This window comes from Kineococcus rugosus (assembly GCF_050871975.1).
Taxonomy (GTDB): Bacteria; Actinomycetota; Actinomycetes; order Actinomycetales; family Kineococcaceae; genus Kineococcus.
The window spans coordinates 64,427-82,152 of record NZ_JBJLSJ010000012.1 but is presented as its reverse complement, the minus strand read 5'-3'; the positions used below and the strand labels follow the sequence as shown (position 1 = coordinate 82,152).

Here is a 17,726-nt window from a genome sequence, read left to right as displayed (position 1 = left end):
CCGTCACGAATCACCCCGACGGACGGAGCGCACCACCCCATGCCCTCGCCCACCCCCCTGTCCCGACGCGCTGCCCTCGCCGGGGCCGGCGGGGCGCTGGTCGCGCTGGCCGTCCCCGCCCCCGCGCACGCCGCGAGCGCCGGTGGTGTCCGTTCCCTGCCCCTGGGGGGCCGCTCGCTGCTGTCCGGGACCGCGTCCGGGGCCACGGCCGGCGACGCCGCCGTCACCACCAGCGCGGTGCGCGTCGACGGCGGCAGCATGCTCGGCGTGACGTTCGGGCCCGGGGCGGCCCCGGCGTCGGTGGCGCTGCGCGTCACCCGCGCCGGCGCGGCCCCCGGCGGGTGGGTCGAGCTGACCCTGGAGGACGACGCGCCGGTCCGGGCCACCGACCCCGTCTGGACCGGCGACCTGGGCCCCGGCGCGGTCGTCGAGGTGCGGCTGCCGCGGTCGGCGGCCGGTGGCGCCGACCTGGTCGTCGTGGACCCGGGGGCGGGCACCCGCACCGCCCGGCCGCTGGCCGCCGGGGACGGGCCGGCGATCCGCTCGCGCGCGCAGTGGGGCGCCGACGAGTCGCTGCGGCGCGCCGAGCCGGAGTACGCCGACACCGTCCGGGCCGCGATCGTGCACCACACCGCCGACGGCGGCCGGTACTCCGAGGCCGAGGTGCCCGCCGTCATCCGCGGCATGTACCGGTACCACACGCAGACCCTGGGCTGGAGCGACCTGGGCTACAACGTCGTCGTCGACCGCTTCGGCGGGATCTGGGAGGGCCGCGCCGGCGGGACCGACCGCCCCGTGGTCGGTGCGCACGCCGGGGGCCTGAACACCGGCACGTTCGGCGTCTCGATGATGGGCGACTTCACCTCCGTGGCCCCCACCGAGGCCACCCTGCGGGCCGTCGCCGAGGTCATCGCGTGGAAGTTCGCGCTGCACGGCCTCGACGCGCGCGGCCGCGCGCACCTCACCTCCTCCGGCGGCGGCACCTCCCGCTGGGCCGCGGGGACCCCCGTGGAGATCGCCGCGATCAGCGCTCACCGCGACGTGGGGTTCACCGCCTGCCCCGGGAACGTCGGGTACACCCGGATGGACGACCTGCGCGGCCGCGTCGCCGCGCTCCTCGCCGCGACGCCGCGGACGGCGGCGGCCTCCCCGATCTCCCGCAAGCACGCCGAGGTCGGCGGCGCCGGGCTGCTGGGCGCCGCGACGGGCCCCGAGGGCGACGCCCTGCGCGGCGGCCGGTTCCGGCACTACGAGCACGGCTCCATCTACCACCAGCCGGGCGTGGGCACCCACGTCGTGCGCGGGTCGCACCGCGCCAAGTACGCCGCGCTGGGCTGGGAGTGGTCACCGCTGGGCTTCCCCGTGGCGGACACGACGGACCTGCCCGGCGGCGCCGGCAGCTTCACGCACTTCGAGCACGGCTCGATCTACCGCCGCGCCGGCGCCGACCCGCACGTCGTGCGCGGCGCCATCCGCGGCGCCTGGTCGAGCCAGGGGTGGGAGAACTCGCGGTTCGGGTTCCCCGTCTCGGACGAGTACGACGTCCCCGGTGGGCGGGCGTCCGACTTCGAAGGTGGTCAGCTCCGGTGGAACGCCTCCACCGGGAAGGTCCGGGAGGTCTGGTGAAGCGTCTGTTCCCCCTCGTCCTGGCCGGTGCGGGCCTGCTCGGGCTGGCCGTCCCCGCCGCCGCCTCGGCCGCCCCAGCGGCCCCACCGGCCCTGCGGTCCACCGTCGCGCTGCCGGCCGCGGTCGACGACCTCGCCGACTACGAGGGCGCGACGACGTGCGCACCCGTCCAGCCCGGCACCGAGCGGTTCCGGCAGCTGCTGCTCGCGGCGTACGGGGACCAGACCATCGGCACCCACCGCGCCTGCCCCGCCGACGGGGACGTGAACTCCGAGCACCACGAGGGCCGGGCGCTGGACTGGATGCTCGACGCCGCCGACCCGGCCGACGCCGCCACCGCCGCCGCGTTCCTGGACTGGCTGCTGGCCGACGACGCCGAGAACGCCCGCCGCCTCGGCGTCATGTACGTCATCTGGGACGGGCAGGTCTGGAAGTCCTACCGGGCCGCGCAGGGCTGGCAGCCGTACACCGGCCCCAACCCGCACACCGACCACGTCCACCTGTCGCTCTCGCACCGCGGCGCGGCCGCCGAGACGTCCTGGTGGACCGGGGAGGTCCGGCCCGTGGAGGCCCACTGGGTCGCCCTCGGCGGGGACGACTCCGCCCTCGGCGACCCCGTCTCGGGCAGCTACGCCTACCGGGGCGCGACGGCGCGCAACTACGAGAACGGCACCATCCTGTGGACCGAGGGCACCCGGGCGCGGGCGGTGTCCGGGGCCATCGGGGCGGCGTACTTCGGCGACGGCCTCGTCGACGTCCTCGGCTTCCCGGTCACCGACGAGGTCGGCGTCCGGGGCGGGCGCGCGAACCACTTCGAGGACGGCTCGGTGTACTGGAGCGCCGCGACCGGCGCCCACGAGGTGCACGGCGCGATCCGCGCGACCTGGGCCTCGCTGGGCTGGGAGACGTCGGCGCTGGGCTTCCCGACCAGCGACGAGCACTCCGCCGGCGGGCAGCGGCGCTCGGACTTCGAGGGCGGGTACGTGACGTGGACGGCGGCGGGCGGGACCACGGTCCACCTCACCTGACCCCTCCCCCGCCGGGGCCCGCCCGCCGCTCACCCGTCCGGCTCAAGCTCCGGGCCGGTCCTGCCGAGAAGTGGCCGTGCCCACCACGCCGGTCATCTCCCGCGGCAGCCGCACGGCGGCCACCGCGCCGTTCGCCCACGAGTCCCCCGCCGACCACCTGCACCTGCTGCGCCGCGCGACGTGGGGCCCGACCCCGGAGTCGCTGGCCGAGGTCGCGCGGCTGGGGACGGCGGCGTGGATCGACCGGCAGCTGAACCCGGGGGCGATCGCGGACCCGGGGATCGACGCGCTCGCCGCGCGGATGCCGTTCTACTTCCGCAGCGCGCAGGACCTCATCAGCCGCGGGTACGCGTACACGGAGTGGAACGCGATGCTGGCGACGGGGCGGCTGGCCCTGGCCCGGCAGATCTGGTCCAACCGGCAGCTGTTCGAGGTCGTCGTCGACGTCTTCAACAACGTCCTGAACGTGACGTGCCCGAGCTCGGAGGTGTGGGGCAGCCGGCAGGAGTACGACCGCGAGGTGATCCGCCGCCACGCCTTCGGCTCCTTCGGGGACATGCTGGTCGCCTCGGCGCGGCACCAGGCGATGCTGGTGTACCTGGACAACGCCAGCTCCACCGCGGCGCAGCCGAACGAGAACTACGGCCGGGAGCTGCTGGAGCTGCACACGATCGGCGTGGAGGCCGGGTACTCCGAGGCGGACGTGAAGAACTCGGCGCGGCTGCTGACGGGCCTGACGATCGCGCAGGACGGCGCGGCGGTCTTCGACGCGGGCCGGCACGACGGCGGCGCCCGGTCGATCTTCGGCTTCCAGGTGCCGGGGCACCACCCGGCCGACGGGGGCCGCTGGATCGACGCGTACCTGCGCTGGCTGGCCGTGCACCCGCTGACCGCGCGCCGGTTGTCGGCGAAGCTGGCGACCCGGTTCGTGTCCGACACCCCGCCGGCGTCGCTGGTCGACGCGATGGCCCGCACCTGGGTCGACACCGGCGGGCAGGTCGTGCCGGTCCTGCGCACGCTGTTCGACTCGGCCGCGTTCTGGGCGTCGGCGGGCCAGAAGGTCCGCACGCCGCAGGAGGACTACGTCGCGACGCTGCGCACGCTGGGCACCGGCATGGAGGCCAGCGGCATCGAGGGCATCACGAAGATCTACTGGCACGTCCTGGACCAGGGGCACGCGCCGATGGCGTGGGGCGCGCCCAACGGCTACCCCGACGTCGCCTCCGCGTGGACCTCCCCCAGCGGGACGCTGTCGCGCTGGAACCGGCACATGGACTTCGCGGCCGGCTGGTACCCGAAGGAGCTGGCCTTCGTGCCCGCGGCGAAGCTGCTGCCGAGCATCCCGTCCACGTGGGGCGGGCTCGTCGACGCCCTGGGCGTGCGCCTGACCGGCAGCAGGCTGACGGCCGACGAGAAGGCCGGGCTGCTGCTGTACGCGGGCCGGTCCGAGGGCGCGCCGTGCTCGGCGGCCGACCGCTGGGTGCAGAACGCCCTCCCGTTCCTCGTCGCGCTGACGCTCGACGGCCCGACCTTCACCATCCGCTGAGGAGAGACGTGACGACGACACACGACCACGCCGGCTGCGCCGAGGGGTCCCGCCTGCTCTCGCGCCGGTCGGTCCTGCGCGCGGCGCTGGCCGCCGCGGCGGCCGGGGTGACGACGTACGCCGTGGGCGACGTCTCGACCCAGGTGTCCTTCGCGGGCACGGGCTGGAACGGCGAGACCCTGGTGGTGCTGAGCCTGCACGGCGGGTTCGACGGGCTGTCGGCCGTCGTGCCCGGCGGCGACGGCAGCTACTACGCGGCCCGCCCGTCGATCGCGGTGCCGCGCTCGACGCTGCTGGGCCTGGACCAGATGTTCGGGCTGCACCCGGCGATGGCCCCGCTGATGCCGTTCTGGCGCAACGGGACGTTCGGCGTGGTGCACGCGGTCGGCCAGTCCGACCCGACCCGTTCGCACTTCGCGGCGATGGAGCGGATGGAGCTGGCCGCGCCGGGCAGCTCGCTGCGCACGGGCTGGATCGACCGCACGATCGGGTCGCTGGGCACGGGGTCGGTGCTGGGCGCGGTGGGGATCTCCCACCAGACGCCGCGCGCGTTCGCCGGGCCGAACCAGGAGACGACGATGACGTCCCTGAGCGACTTCAACCTCATCGGTCCCGGCGACGACCGCGCGAAGTGGCACGCGGCGCTGCGCCGCATGCACACCGGTGCCCGGCCCGAGGTGGGGCAGCCGGCGACGACGCTGCTGACGGCGATGGAGGACGTGGCCCGGCTCCCGGGCGTGGGGAGCACCCCGGCGAACGGGGCCGCCTACCCGGACACCGACCTGGGCCGGGCGCTGGCGCAGGCGGCGGTCCTGAAGAAGTCCGGGGCGCCGGTGCAGGTCATCGCGCTCGACTACGGCGACTGGGACATGCACGCCGGGATGGGCCGGGTCGACGGGGGCTGGATGCGGGACAAGCTGACGGAGCTGGCGGGCGCGCTGGCGGCCTTCGCGACGGACCTGGGGCCGGCGTTCGCGTCGACGACGCTGGCGACGCTGTCGGAGTTCGGCCGCCGGGTGCAGGAGAACGCCTCCGGCGGTCTGGACCACGGTCACGGCAACGCGGTGCTGCTGCTGGGCGGCGGGGTCGTGGGTGGCCGGGTGCACGGGGTGTGGCCGGGTCTGGGTGCGGACCGGCTCGTCGACGGCGACCTGGCCGGGACGACGGACTACCGGTCGGTGATCGGGGAGGTCCTGCAGAAGCGGTGCGGGGCGGGGTCGCTGTCGGCGATCTTCCCCGGCTTCAGCGGCGGCCACCTGGGGGTCGTCCGCGCGCGGTGACCGTCACTCAGCGTGATCTCCATGAACGCTGAACCGTTCCTGACAGAGCCCTCCGAGCCCCCTGCGGGCCGGGGGGCTCTCGTCGTCCGGACGGGCGCGGATCCCCGGGACCGGGCTTCAGATCTGGGACGGGAGCGCCGATTGTGACGTAGAGTGAACGAGTGACCACAGAGGTGTTACCGAGTCGTGCACTCGGGCACCTTGTACACCACTGGCATCGTCCCCTACTTTGCGTGACGGAACGAGCACAGCCCGGTAGCGACACGCTCAAGGTCCCGAGACGAAGCGCCGATGTGGAGGCCGAGCGTTCACCCGTGTGGGTGTGACCCACGCACAGTGAGCAGCGCCCCCGCGAGAGAGGAACGAGCCCGATGCGGTCCGTCCAGACCCCCCTGTCCCGACGCACGCTCCTCTCGGGCGCCCTCGGCACCGGCGTCACCGGCGTCGCCCTCCTGAGCGGCACGGCCCCCGCGAGCGCCGCCTCCAGCGCCCTGGCCCCCGCCGGCCTCCAGGTCACCGGCTCCACCCGCGCCTTCGCCCTCGGGGACCAGCGCAGCGCGTCCCTGCTGTCCACCGGCGACCTCACCACCGTCAGCGTCGACGTCGACGGCGGCCACATGGTCGGCGTCACCTTCCCCTCCGGCGCCGGCACCGACACGATCTCCGTGCGCGTGCGCACCGCCGGCCGCGACTGGACCGAGTGGCGCGACCTGCCCCTCAACGACTCCGAGCCCGACCCCGACACCGCCGAGGGCCGCAGCTCCGTCACCGCCGCCTCCGACCCCCTGTGGGTCGGCGCCCTCGGCAGCGGCGCCACCGTCCAGGTCCGCCTCCCGCGCGCCGACGTCCACGACGCCCACCTGCAGCTCGTCGACGCCGGCGAGAGCACCAGCCTGGCCCGCAGCACGCTGTCCTCCCCACAGACCCAGGGGACCAAGGCCTCCCCCCGGGTCCTGCCCCAGCCCGCCATCCGCACCCGCGCCCAGTGGGGCGCCGACGAGTCCCTGCGCAAGGGCGGCGCCGGCTACAGCGACACCATCAAGGCCGTCGTCGTCCACCACACCGCCGACGGCGGCACCTACAGCCAGGCCGAGGTCCCCTCGGTGATCCGCGGCATGTACCGGTACCACACCGTCTCCCTGGGCTGGTCCGACCTCGGGTACAACTTCGTCGTCGACCGCTTCGGCGGGATCTGGGAGGGCCGCGCCGGCGGCATCACCAAGGCCGTCGTCGGCGCCCACGCCGGCGGGTTCAACGCCGACACCTTCGGCGTCTCCATGATGGGCGACTTCACCTCCGTCGCCCCCACCGCGGCCTGCCTCGAAGCCGTCGCCCAGGTCGTCGCGTGGAAGCTGTCCCTGTACGGCCTGCCCGCCGACGGCGCCGCGTACCTCACCTCCGCCGGCGGCGGCACCGCCCGCTACGCCGCGGGGACCACCGTGAAGCTGCGCACCGTCAACGCCCACCGCGACGTCGGGTTCACCGCGTGCCCCGGCAACGTCGGGTTCACCCGCATGGACACCATCCGCGCCCGCGTCGCCCAGCTCCTCGGCGGTGCCACCACCACCGCCATCGACGCCAAGTACGCCGCCATCGGCGGAGCCGCGGCCCTCGGCGGCCCCACCACGCCCGAGAACGACACCCCCGGGGGCACCGGCTCGTACCGCTTCTACTCCGGCGGCGCGATCTACTGGTCCAGGGCCACCGGCGCGCACGCCGTCCGCGGCGCCATCCTGCAGCGCTGGGGGCAGCTCGGCTGGGAGAAGGGCATGGGTTTCCCCACCACCGACGACTCCCCCGCCAAGGGCGGTTTCTACACCCACTTCCAGGGCGGTTCCATCTACTGGTCCCCGGCCACCGGGGCCCGCGAGGTGCGCGGCGCGATCCGGGAGAAGTGGGCCTCCATGGGCTGGGAGGGCGGGCCCGCCGGGTTCCCCGTCACCGGCGACGGCGTCGCCCGCGGCGGCTGGTTCACCCACTTCCAGGGCGGCTCCATCTACTACTCCGCCGCCACCGGGGCGCACTGGGTCGCCGGCGCCATCCGCGACCGCTGGGCCGCGCTCGGCTGGGAGAACGGCCTGGGTTTCCCCACGATCGACGACACCCGCACCCCCAACGGCAAGGGCTGGTACAACCACTTCCAGAAGGGGTCGATCTACTGGTCCCCCTCGACCGGCGCGCACGCCGTCACCGGCGGGTTCCGGGACACCTGGGCCTCCCTGGGCTGGGAGAACTCCTTCCTCGGTTTCCCCACGAAGGACGAGTACTCCGTCGACGGCGGCACCCGCATCGAGTTCGAGGGCGGCGTCCTCACCTGGGCGAGGGCCACGAACAAGATCACCGTGAAGAAGAAGTGACGTGACCCGGCGACCGCGGTGGCGGACCCTGCTCGCGGCGACCGCCGCGGCCGGGGCCCTGCTCGCCGGCACCACCGCGGCCGCCGCAGCCCCCCGCACCCCGGCGGGGCTGCCCGCCGAGGCCGAACCCCTCGCCGCCCGCTACCAGCCCCCCACCACCTGCGGCGCACCGCAACCCGGGACCCTCGCCGTCGCGCAGCTGATCCGCGACGCCTACGGCCGGCAGACCATCGGCACCGCCCGGGACTGCCCCGCCACCGGCGTCCCCGTCTCCGAGCACTCCGACGGCCGGGCCCTGGACTGGATGCTGAACGCCGCCGACCCCGCCCAGGCCGCGCTCGCCCGGGAGTTCCTCACCTGGCTGCTCGCCGACGACGCCCGCGCCGCCCGCCGCCTCGGCGTCATGTACGTCATCTGGGACCGGCAGGTGTGGAAGGCGTACGCCCCCAGCGCCGGGTGGCAGCCCTACACCGGCCCGAACCCGCACACCGACCACGTCCACCTCTCCCTGACGTTCTCCGGCGCCGCCCGCGAGACGTCCTGGTGGACCGGGACCACCGACCCCCTGCGCGGGCACTGGATCGCCCTCGGCGCCGAGCGGTCCGTCCTCGGCGGCGACGTCGGCGGGGCCCGGACGACGAACTCCGCGGGCGTCGCCCGCAAGGACTTCCACTACGGCAGCGTCTACTCCTCCCCCACCACCCCGGTGCGGGAGGTCCACGGCGCGATCCGCGGCCGGTTCGACGCCCTCGGCGGGGTCGGCACCCTCGGCGTCCCCCTCACCGACGAGCTGCGCACCCCGCGCCGCCCCGGCGCGTACAACCACTTCCAGCACGGGTCGGTCTACTGGTCGCCCGCCACCGGCGCGCACGCCGTCCGCGGCGCCATCCGCGACCGGTGGGCCGCGCTCGGCTGGGAGAACGGCATCGGGTTCCCCACCACCGGCGACACCCGGACCCCCGTCGCCCCCGGCTACTACACCCACTTCGAGGGCGGCTCGGTGTACTGGTCGCCCGCCACCGGCGCGCACGCCGTCCGCGGCGCGATCCGCGATGCGTGGGCCCGGCAGGGCTGGGAGAACGGCCGCCTCGGTTTCCCCACCACCGACGAGTTCAGCGTCCCCGGCGGCCTGCGCCTGGAGTTCCAGGGCGGCTCCATCACCTGGGACGCGGCCCGCCGCACCACTTCGACCACGTACCGCTAGTTCCACCGCTGAGTCCCACCCTGGAGGAAACCGTGCGCCGACGAATCTCCCGAGCCGTGGCCGTCACCGCCGCCGCGCTGGCCGCGGGAACCCTCACCGCCCTGCCCGCGCAGGCCGCCGAGGTCCGTCCCGCGGTCGGCGGCGCCTTCGCGTTCGCCGGGCACGGCTTCGGCCACGGCATCGGCATGTCGCAGTGGGGCGCGCAGTCGCGGGCCCTGGGCGGGCAGTCGCACCGCACGATCCTCGACTTCTACTACCCCGGCACGACCGTCGGCAGGCAGGCCGACCGCGTCCTGCGCGTCGGGCTGACCGCGTTCGCCAACGCCGCCGTCGCCGTCTACGCCCCCACCGCCGGGCAGCTCACGATCTCCTCCAGCGCCCAGAAGCTCGGCCCCGGGCAGCGCCTCGTGGTCGCCCCCGCCGGCGGCGGGCTCAGCGGCGCCGTCGACGGCGGCTGGAACGAGACCTGGGGCGGGACCGTCACCGTCAGCGGCCCCGACGGGGTCCTGCTGCAGAAGGGCGACGGGACGTTCGTCCGCTACGACGGGACCATCCGCATCGTCACCGGCCCCAAGCTGACCGTCGTCAACGACGTCCCGCTGGAGACGTACCTGCGCGGTGTCGTCCCCGCCGAGTCCCCCGCCTCCTTCCACCCCGAGGCGCTCGAGGCCCAGTCCGTGGCCGCCCGCAGCTACGCCATGTCGGTGCTGAGGCCGCAGGCGCAGACCGACATCTGCGACACCACGGCGTGCCAGGTGTACCGCGGTGCGGAGCTGCGCGACCGGAACGGCGTCACCACCTGGACGACCCCGGCCTCGACGAACGCCGCGATCGCCGCCACCGCCGGAGAGATCCGCTCCTACGAGGGCCAGGTCGCCTTCACCCAGTTCTCCTCCTCCAACGGCGGGTGGACCGTCGCCGGGTCCAAGCCGTACCTCCAGGCCCGCGAGGACCCGTTCTCCGGCCCCGGCGCCGCCGCCGGCGGCAGCGTCGCCGCCTGGACCGCCACCGTCCCCGCGACCGCCTTCGACGCCGGGTGCGCCCCCGGCGGGCGCGCCACCACCCTCGTCCTCACCGACCGCGACGGCCGCGGCGACTACGGCGGCCGCGTCACCCGCGCGAACCTGGTCTGCACCAACGGCACCGTCGCGGTGACCGGGACGAAGATCCGCCAGCTCGGCGGCCTGCGCTCGGACTGGTTCTCCATCGCCAGCGCCGTGCGCCAGCGGTACGACGCCCTCGGCGGGGCCGCGTCCCTGGGCCCGGCCACCAGCGCCGAGCTCGGCACCCCCGACGGCCGCGGCGCCTACCAGCACTTCGCGGGCGGCTCGATCTACGCCTCCGCCGCCGGCGCCCACGACGTCCGCGGCGCGATCCGCACCGAGTGGGCCCGCCTGGGCTGGGAAAACGGCCTCGGGTTCCCCACCACCGGTGACACCCGCACCCCCGGGGGCACCGGGTTCTACAACCACTTCCAGAACGGGTCGGTCTACTGGTCCCCCGCCACCGGCGCGCACGCCGTCCGCGGCGCGATCCTGGCCGAGTGGGCCCGCACCGGCTGGGAGACCGGCCTCGGCTTCCCCACCACCTCCGACGCCCGCACCCCCAACGGGCAGGGGTACTACACCCACTTCCAGAACGGGTCGATCTACTGGTCCCCCGCCACCGGTGCCCGCCTCACCCGCGGCGCGATCCGCGCCGAGTGGGCCCGCCTCGGCTGGGAGAACGGCCTCGGCTTCCCCGTGACCGGCGACACCGCCCTGGCGAACGGCCGCGGCTGGTTCAACCGCTTCCAGGGCGGGTCGATCTACTGGGGCCCCACGACGGGGGCGCACGCCGTGCGCGGCGCCGTGTACGACGCGTGGGCCGCCCAGGGCTGGGAGAACGGCAGCCTCGGGATGCCCACCGGCGACGAGCGCTGGAACGGCTCGACGCTGACGCAGACGTTCCAGGGCGGGACGCTGACGTTCAGCTCGGTCACCGGGAGGGTCGCGCGCGGCTGAGGTGCACGCGGGTGCCGGCTCCACCGCCCTCGGCACCCGGCTCGGGCCGCCGTGACCTCTCACGAGTGGGTGGGTGGGTGGGTGGGTGGAGCCGGCAGCTACGCGCACGTCCCCGGGTCGTCCACCGGGCTCCAGCGGGTCGTGGGGTTCCTCCGGCGGGCTCCTGCCCGGGGAACCCCTCGACGCGGTGCGGTCCTGCGGTGGTGCCGCACGCTCCACCCGGCCGACGGGGCTGACGCCGCGACGGCGATGAGTCCTGGACCGCCCGGTGGTCGGACAGCCATGAGACGCGTCGTGAGCTGGGTGTTGCGGGTGGCGCTGGCGGTGGTGTTCGTCGCGGCGGGGGCGGGCAAGCTCGCCGGGGACGCCGCCGCGGTGTCGATGTTCGAGGAGCTCGGTGGTCAGTGGCTGCGGTTCTTCGTGGGGGCCTGCGAGGTCGCGGGAGGGGTGGGGCTGCTCGTGCCGAAGCTGCACCGCGCGGCCGCGGCGGGCCTGGCCCTGCTGATGGTGGGGGCGACGATCGCCAACGTCGCGGTGCTGGGGTTCAGCCCCGTCGTGACGATGGCGCTGCTGCTGGCGGCCGTCGCGGTGCTGTGGCTCAGGCCCGCACCGCGGGTGCGGCCCGCCGGGCGACCGGCAGCGCGAGCAGCGTGACGAGCACCAGCAGCGACAGCGGCCGGGTCTGCGCCGCGACCGGCCCCCACTGCAGCACCGGCAGCAGCCACGGGACCCCGGCGAGCACGGCGAGGGGCCGCCACCGCCCCCACCCGACGAGCGCGGCCGCGGCGATCGGCGCGGCCAGCGCGTGGTGCGACCACGTCACGGGCGAGACCAGGCAGGTCACCAGCGAGACGAGCAGGCCGAAGCGCACCCGGTCCCCGCGGTCCAGCCAGTCCCCCCGGTGCGCCACCAGGGGCACCAGCGCCACCAGCGGCACCGCGAGCACGAGCGCCGGGGCGGTGGGCAGCCCGGCGTGGGCGAAGGCACCCGCCAGGGAGTTGTTGGTGGTCGTGCCGGGGGCGGCGACGCGGGCGGAGTCCCACAGCAGCCCGCCGAAGTACGACACCGCCGAGCCGGGCGCGAGCAGCGCCCCGGCCCCGGTCGCCACCAGGCCCACCACGACGACGGCCGCCGCGAACCACCACCGCGCGCGCCGGTTCACGCCCGCGGCGACGACCAGCGCCGGGGTCACCTTCACCGCGCCGGCGAGGCCGGCGAGCACCGCGCCGCCGCGGCCGCCGTACAGGCAGCCGACGACGAGCCCGACGACCACGAGGGGGCTGACCTGCCCCAGCACCAGCGCCTCCCGGAACGGGTCGCTGAGCAGCACCAGCGCGGTGCCCACCCCCGCGAGGGCGGGGGCGCCGGGTGCGACGGCGCGGAACACCTTCCAGCAGGCCCAGGCGGTGACCGCGAGCAGCACCGCGTCCCACAGCACGAGGTCGACGGCGGCGGGCAGCAGGAGCAGCGGGACGAACAGGACCGCCGCGAACGGCGGGTAGACGAACCAGTGGCCGCGGTAGGTCTCGCGCAGGTAGAGGTCGCGGCCGGCGAGGAGGTCGCGGGCGCCGTCGCGGTAGACGGCCAGGTCGTACCCCCGCTGCCACGGCTCCTGCCCGAGGCCGGACAGGACGACCGCGACGGTCAGCAGGACCCCGGCCAGCGCCGGGAGCAGGAACCTGCGGTCACGCACGGGAGGTCGAGCGGTCCGGGAACACGAACGTGCGGAACGTCCAGAACCGGAACACCATGGCGATCGCCATCCCGACGACGTTGCCGGAGAGGTTGTCCACCAGGGGCGAGGTCCACCCGAACCCGTAGTGGGTGATCGTCAGGCACAGCAGCTGCAGCCCGGCGGCGAGGGCGGAGAACAGGAAGAACAGGGCGTACTCGCGGCCCGGGTGCTCGCTGCGGCGCTCGCGCCAGGTGTAGTACCGGGACCCGAGGAACGCGATGAAGATGGCGACGACGCTGGAGACGACCTTCGCCCACGCCGACCCGACGCCGGAGAACAGCAGGACGTTGAACACCAAGAGGTCGGCGAGGTAGGCGATGCCGCCGGAGACGAGGAAGCGGACGACCTCGCCGAAGCGCTGGTGCTGCGTGACGGCGCGGATCACAGCCACACCGCCAGCAGCAGCGAGGCGCACCAGGTGAGGGCCAGGACGAGCAGCACCCGGTCGTGCAGGGCGATCTCCTCGGGTTCCTCGGCGTCGCCCTTGTCGACGTCGACGGCGTACCGCATGACGGCCAGGATGAACGGGACGACCGAGATCGCCGCCAGGTTCGTGCCGGCCTGCGGGACGAGGACCTCCACGGCCCACAGCGCGTAGGTGGTGACGACGACGGTCGCGGCGAGCGTCCACACGAACCGCAGGTAGGTGGTCGTGTACTTGCGCACGACGCGCCGGACGGCCTCGCCGGTGAGCTCGCCGCGGCGGGCCTCGCCGTAGCGCTTCCCGGCGGCCATGAACAGCGACCCGAACGCGGTGGTCAGCAGGAACCAGCCGGACAGCGGGATGTCGCCGGCGGTGCCACCGGCCAGCATGCGCAGCAGGAAGCCCGAGGCGACGCACGCCAGTTCCAGGACCGGTTCGTGCTTGACGCCGAAGCAGTACGCGAGCTGGATGAGGAAGTAGACGCCCAGGACGGTGCCCAGCGCGGGCTGCCAGGCCAGGCCGCCGCCGACGGCGAGGAGGGCGAGGACGACGGCGAGCACGACGGCGGTGCGCACCGACAGCTCCCCGGCCGCGATGGGCCGGAACCGCTTGCGCGGGTGCGCCCGGTCGGCGTCGACGTCCTTGGCGTCGTTGATCAGGTAGATGGAGCTGGAGACGAGGCAGAACAGGGCGAACGCGACGGCGACGCCGGTGAGGGTGTCGAGGCCGACCTGCGACCCGGCCGGGACGACGGGGGCCAGGACGAGGACGTTCTTCACCCACTGGCGCGGGCGCATCGCCCGCAGCCACGCCGGCAGCCGCGACGCCCGGGCCGCCGGGGAGGCCGACGGCGTGGCGGGGTCGGTGGTCGTCACGAGGCGATCCGGCGCACGGCCGCGGCCGTCGCCGCGCCGAGCAGGGCACCGGCCGTCACGTCCGTCGGGTAGTGCACGCCGAGGACGAGGCGGGAGGTGAGCATCGCGGGGACCAGCGGCCAGGTGGGGACGGGCAGCAGCGGCGCGAAGGCGACGGCGGCGGCGGTCGTCGACGTCGCGTGCGAGCTCGGCATGCTCCACCGGCTGGGGGTGCCGACGCGGACCTCGACGTGGTGGTCCAGGGGCCGGTGCCGGCGCGCGACCCGCTTGAGGACGACGGAGGCGCCGTGGGCGGCGACGACCGAGGCGGTGGCCAGCGCCCACTCGCGGCGGCGGCGGCGGTCCAGCAGGTACCCGGCGGCCCCGATCCCGATCCACGCCGCGGCGTGCTCGCCGGCGTGCGAGAGGCCGGTGGCGACCTGCTGGGCGCCGGGGAAGACGACCCCGCGCTGGACGGCCTGCAGGAGGCGCAGGTCCGCCGCGGCCAGCGAATCCTTGACGTTCACAGTCCTCCTGCCGGGAGCAGCACGATGTCGGAGACGGCCATGTCCCACGTCGTGGAGACGGGCCAGGTGGGCAGCCCCCGCGCCTCGGGGGGCTCGGTGCCGCGGTCGAAGCGGAACAGGTCCCCGGCGACGGGCACCGGGGCGGCGTCGCGGTCGCGGTGGGTGAAGTTGAGCTCCAGCAGCCGGCGCGCGGTGGGCGAGGCGTCGGCCTCGACCTCGTCGATCATCGGCTGCACGCGGGCGGGGTCGGCGAAGTAGTCGACGACGCAGTCGCAGACGTACGCCAGGTGCCCGATCTCGCCGGGCGAGGTGACGTGCTGCGGGCCGCCGCGCTCGCGCAGGACGGCCTGCACGTCGGTGGCGATCTGGGTGTAGCGGGACGGCTCGGCCCAGTTCGTCTGGATGGGGGCGATGGGCCAGGGGGTGCCGGCGCGCAGGTTCGCGCCGGTGCTGGCCACGACGAGGACGACGGCGGCGAGCCCGGCGCCGAGGCCGACGGGCCGCAGCTCCACGTCGCGGAACAGCAGGCCGAGGGTGGCGACGGCCGTGACCGTGGACAGCGCGATGAGCACCGCGTAGTACCAGTGGTACGGCGGGACCCCCAGGATCGACAGCGCCGCGTAGTGCGCGACCCCGGCGACCCCGGTCACCAGCCACGGCCACAGCCGGGGCCCGTCCTCGCGCGCCGCGCGCCGGCCCGTCCAGGCGGTGGCCGCCAGGACGCACCAGCCGAGCCCGCCGAGGACGACGGGCAGGAACGCCAGGACCGCGACGAGGCCGTAGACCTCCACGTACATCTGGGCGCCGTTGGTGACGTCGTACTGCCCCCACTTGGCCTGCAGGGTCTTGATGACGACGGTGTCGGGGACGGCCGAGCCGAGGGCGTACCAGCTCCACACCACCCACGGCAGGACCACGACGAGGGCCGCGGGCACCGCGAGGAACACGCGGCGCAGGACCGCGGGGGTGAGCAGGGTGACGACGGCGATGACGACCCCGGCGTCCATGCGGGTCAGGAACACCGCCCCGGCGACCAGGCCGAACAGCACCGGCCGGCCCGCGACCGCGGTCAGCAGCAGCAGCGAGACCAGCAGGACCAGGAACGCCGACTCCAGGCCCACCGAGCTCAGCAGCAGCGGGTTCACCCCGATCGCGACGGCGGCGGCGGGGCCGACCCAGGCGGGCAGCCGGGTGCGGCGCGCCGACGACGTGAGCGACAGCGTGAGGCCGACCGCGATCGCGACGTGCAGGATCCCCAGCGCCAGCACGGGCCGGCGCACGACGGCGGTGACCGCCGCCAGCAGCAGCACCCACAGCGGGGAGGTCGCGGTGTTCGAGGGGACGTCGGACAGCAGGCCCCACGTCCCGTGCAGCGCGACGTTCCGCGCGTAGGCCAGGGTGATGTAGGCGTCGTCGACGAGCGCGGTGCGCACGAGCAGGAAGGTGGCCGCGGCGAGCACGCCGACCGCGGCGGCGGGCACGAGGTGCCGGGTGCGGTTCACGCCTGGCCGCGCATCCGGGCGACGACGTGGTGGGCGGTGTCGTCGGCGACGATCCGGCCCTGCTCCAGGAGCACCCCCCGGGTGCAGAGGTTCGCGACCATGTCGAGGTCGTGGCTGACGATGACCAGGGTGCGGCCCTCGGCGCGCAGCTCCTCGATCCGGGCCAGGCACTTCTTCTGGAACGGCTCGTCACCGACGGACAGGATCTCGTCGATGAGGAAGACCTCGGGGTCGGTATGGACGGCCACCGCGAACGCCAGGCGCAGGAACATCCCCGAGGAGTAGAACTTCACCTCGGTGTCGATGAACCGCTCGATCTCGCTGAAGGCGACGATGTCGTCGAAGCGGGCGGTGATCGTGGCCTCGTCCATGCCGAGGATCGCGCCGTTGAGGAACACGTTCTCGCGGCCGGTCAGGTCGGGGTGGAACCCGGCGCCGACCTCGATGAGCCCGGCGATGCGGCCGCGGACGCCGATGGTGCCCTGATCGGGGCGCATGACCCCGGAGATGAGCTTCAGCAGGGTCGACTTGCCCGACCCGTTGAACCCGAGCAGGGCCAGCGACTCGCCCTGGTGGACGGTGAGGTCGATGCCGTGCAGGGCGCGGAAGGTGTCCGAGATGGGCCTCTTGCGGATCTTCGCCATGGCCAGCTCCTTGAGGGAGCGGTTGTGGCGCAGGGTGAAGTCCTTGACGAGGCCGTGGACCTCGATGGCGGTGGCGGTGGTGGTGCCGGGGACGTTGGTCACGGTCATCACAGCTCCTGCGCGAAACGGCCCTCGATGCGGCGGAACACGGCCTGCCCGGCGGCCAGCAGCGCACCGGCGATGAGCAGGGCCCACAGCCCCGACCACAGCAGGTGCGGCGGCAGCACGACGGCGGCGCCGGCGTCCCGGACATCGCCGGTGGGGTACCAGAAGGCCCAGTGGAACAGCTCGACGGCGGCCGTGATCGGGTTCAGCTGGTACAGCGTCATGAACCACGAGTCCGGCCCGCCGACGGCGTCGGCGACCTTGCGCCAGTCGTACAGGACCGGGGAGGTCCACGTCACGACCATCAGCAGCAGGTCGACGATGTTCTCGAAGTCGCGGTACAGGACGTTGATCGCCCCGAACAGCAGCCCGAGGCCCACGGCGAGGACCGCGACGATGGCGAACCCGAGCACCCCGGCCAGCACCTGCACCGGCCCGGGCCGCCAGCCGGTGGCGAAGCACGCCAGCAGCAGCACGACGAGCTGGGGCAGGAAGTGGATCGCCGCCACCCACGCCGAGGAGACCGCGAACAGCTCCCGGGGCAGGAAGATCTTCTTGATGAGGGGCGCGTTGCCCACCACCGAGCGCGTCGCGTTGCCGAACGCCTCGGTGTAGAAGTTGATGACGACGATGCCGGAGAACAGGTAGACCGCGAAGTTGGGGACGCTCTCGTTGAGCTTGAGGAACTCCCCCATCGCGAAGTAGAAGACGGCGAACTGCACGCCGGGCTTCACGTAGGACCACAGCAGACCCATGACGGACCCGCGGTACCGGACCCGCATCTCCTTGCGGACGAGGAGCTTGAGCAGGTACCGGTACCGGACGACGTCCAGCAGCCCCGAGCCGTGGCCCGGGGCCACCAGGGGCGCTGTCGTGGTGGAGGTGGCCAAG

General features: G+C 74.6%; 15 protein-coding genes. 8 read left to right on the top strand and 7 right to left on the bottom strand.

All coding sequences use genetic code 11. The annotated features are described in order from the left end of the window. The first annotated feature begins 39 nt into the window (after positions 1-39). The 8 genes from ACRYM6_RS08875 to ACRYM6_RS08840 all read left to right on the top strand — a co-directional run bounded on the left by ACRYM6_RS08875 (position 40) and on the right by ACRYM6_RS08840 (position 11,698). The gene (locus ACRYM6_RS08875; protein WP_432542495.1) at positions 40-1,626 is read left to right on the top strand and encodes an N-acetylmuramoyl-L-alanine amidase; all 1,587 of its coding nucleotides are present in this window, start codon (positions 40-42) and stop codon (positions 1,624-1,626) included. Beyond that, on the top strand, positions 1,623-2,654 hold the full coding sequence (locus ACRYM6_RS08870) for an LGFP repeat-containing protein (protein ID WP_432542494.1): 1,032 nt from the start codon (positions 1,623-1,625) through the stop codon (positions 2,652-2,654). Before ACRYM6_RS08875 ends, ACRYM6_RS08870 begins: the two co-directional genes overlap by 4 nt. Before the next feature lie 76 nt (positions 2,655-2,730). Beyond that, a complete protein-coding gene (locus ACRYM6_RS08865; RefSeq protein WP_432542493.1) occupies positions 2,731-4,200 on the top strand; it encodes a DUF1800 domain-containing protein in 1,470 nt (489 codons plus the stop codon). Positions 4,201-4,208: 8 nt separating this feature from the next. Then, a complete protein-coding gene (locus ACRYM6_RS08860; RefSeq protein WP_432542492.1) occupies positions 4,209-5,480 on the top strand; it encodes a DUF1501 domain-containing protein in 1,272 nt (423 codons plus the stop codon). A 371-nt stretch (positions 5,481-5,851) separates the two neighbouring features. Beyond that, positions 5,852-7,837 (top strand): N-acetylmuramoyl-L-alanine amidase, encoded by a 1,986-nt coding sequence (locus tag ACRYM6_RS08855; RefSeq protein WP_432542491.1) that lies wholly within the window; start codon positions 5,852-5,854, stop codon positions 7,835-7,837. Between the two features lies 1 nt (position 7,838). Then, positions 7,839-9,041, top strand: a complete 1,203-nt coding sequence (locus ACRYM6_RS08850) for an LGFP repeat-containing protein (protein WP_432542490.1) — start codon at positions 7,839-7,841, stop codon at positions 9,039-9,041. Positions 9,042-9,073: 32 nt separating this feature from the next. Then, a complete protein-coding gene (locus tag ACRYM6_RS08845) occupies positions 9,074-11,044 on the top strand; it encodes a SpoIID/LytB domain-containing protein (protein ID WP_432542489.1) in 1,971 nt (656 codons plus the stop codon). A gap of 294 nt (positions 11,045-11,338) precedes the next feature. Next, positions 11,339-11,698 carry a DoxX family protein gene (locus ACRYM6_RS08840; protein WP_432542488.1) on the top strand — a complete coding sequence of 120 codons (360 nt, stop codon included), beginning with the start codon at positions 11,339-11,341 and terminating at the stop codon, positions 11,696-11,698. Here ACRYM6_RS08840 and ACRYM6_RS08835 read toward each other — a convergent pair. The 7 genes from ACRYM6_RS08835 to ACRYM6_RS08805 are packed head-to-tail and all read right to left on the bottom strand — an operon-like array spanning position 11,643 to position 17,725. Further along, the gene (locus ACRYM6_RS08835; protein WP_432542487.1) at positions 11,643-12,737 is read right to left on the bottom strand and encodes a glycosyltransferase 87 family protein; all 1,095 of its coding nucleotides are present in this window, start codon (positions 12,735-12,737) and stop codon (positions 11,643-11,645) included. The two genes, ACRYM6_RS08840 and ACRYM6_RS08835, sit on opposite strands and share 56 nt — an antisense overlap. Continuing rightward, a complete protein-coding gene (locus tag ACRYM6_RS08830) occupies positions 12,730-13,164 on the bottom strand; it encodes a GtrA family protein (RefSeq protein WP_432542486.1) in 435 nt (144 codons plus the stop codon). The genes ACRYM6_RS08835 and ACRYM6_RS08830 overlap by 8 nt, the downstream gene beginning before the upstream one ends. Then, on the bottom strand, positions 13,161-14,078 hold the full coding sequence (locus ACRYM6_RS08825) for a decaprenyl-phosphate phosphoribosyltransferase (RefSeq protein WP_432542485.1): 918 nt from the start codon (positions 14,076-14,078) through the stop codon (positions 13,161-13,163). The genes ACRYM6_RS08830 and ACRYM6_RS08825 overlap by 4 nt, the downstream gene beginning before the upstream one ends. Continuing rightward, positions 14,075-14,584 carry a phosphatase PAP2 family protein gene (locus ACRYM6_RS08820; RefSeq protein WP_432542484.1) on the bottom strand — a complete coding sequence of 170 codons (510 nt, stop codon included), beginning with the start codon at positions 14,582-14,584 and terminating at the stop codon, positions 14,075-14,077. The genes ACRYM6_RS08825 and ACRYM6_RS08820 overlap by 4 nt, the downstream gene beginning before the upstream one ends. Beyond that, a complete protein-coding gene (locus ACRYM6_RS08815; RefSeq protein ID WP_432542483.1) occupies positions 14,581-16,086 on the bottom strand; it encodes a hypothetical protein in 1,506 nt (501 codons plus the stop codon). Before ACRYM6_RS08815 ends, ACRYM6_RS08820 begins: the two co-directional genes overlap by 4 nt. Beyond that, the gene (locus ACRYM6_RS08810) at positions 16,083-16,838 is read right to left on the bottom strand and encodes an ABC transporter ATP-binding protein (RefSeq protein ID WP_432542482.1); all 756 of its coding nucleotides are present in this window, start codon (positions 16,836-16,838) and stop codon (positions 16,083-16,085) included. The genes ACRYM6_RS08815 and ACRYM6_RS08810 overlap by 4 nt, the downstream gene beginning before the upstream one ends. After that, positions 16,838-17,725, bottom strand: a complete 888-nt coding sequence (locus tag ACRYM6_RS08805; RefSeq protein WP_432542481.1) for an ABC transporter permease — start codon at positions 17,723-17,725, stop codon at positions 16,838-16,840. Before ACRYM6_RS08805 ends, ACRYM6_RS08810 begins: the two co-directional genes overlap by 1 nt. Position 17,726 lies beyond the last annotated feature (1 nt).

Excerpts from the sequence above, each read along its gene's own strand:
- ACRYM6_RS08810 (WP_432542482.1), bottom strand. The coding sequence starts at position 16,838 with ATGACCGTGACCAACGTCCCCGGCACCACCACCGCCACCGCCATCGAG.
- ACRYM6_RS08855 (WP_432542491.1), top strand. The coding sequence starts at position 5,852 with ATGCGGTCCGTCCAGACCCCCCTGTCCCGACGCACGCTCCTCTCGGGC.
- ACRYM6_RS08875 (WP_432542495.1), top strand. The coding sequence starts at position 40 with ATGCCCTCGCCCACCCCCCTGTCCCGACGCGCTGCCCTCGCCGGGGCC.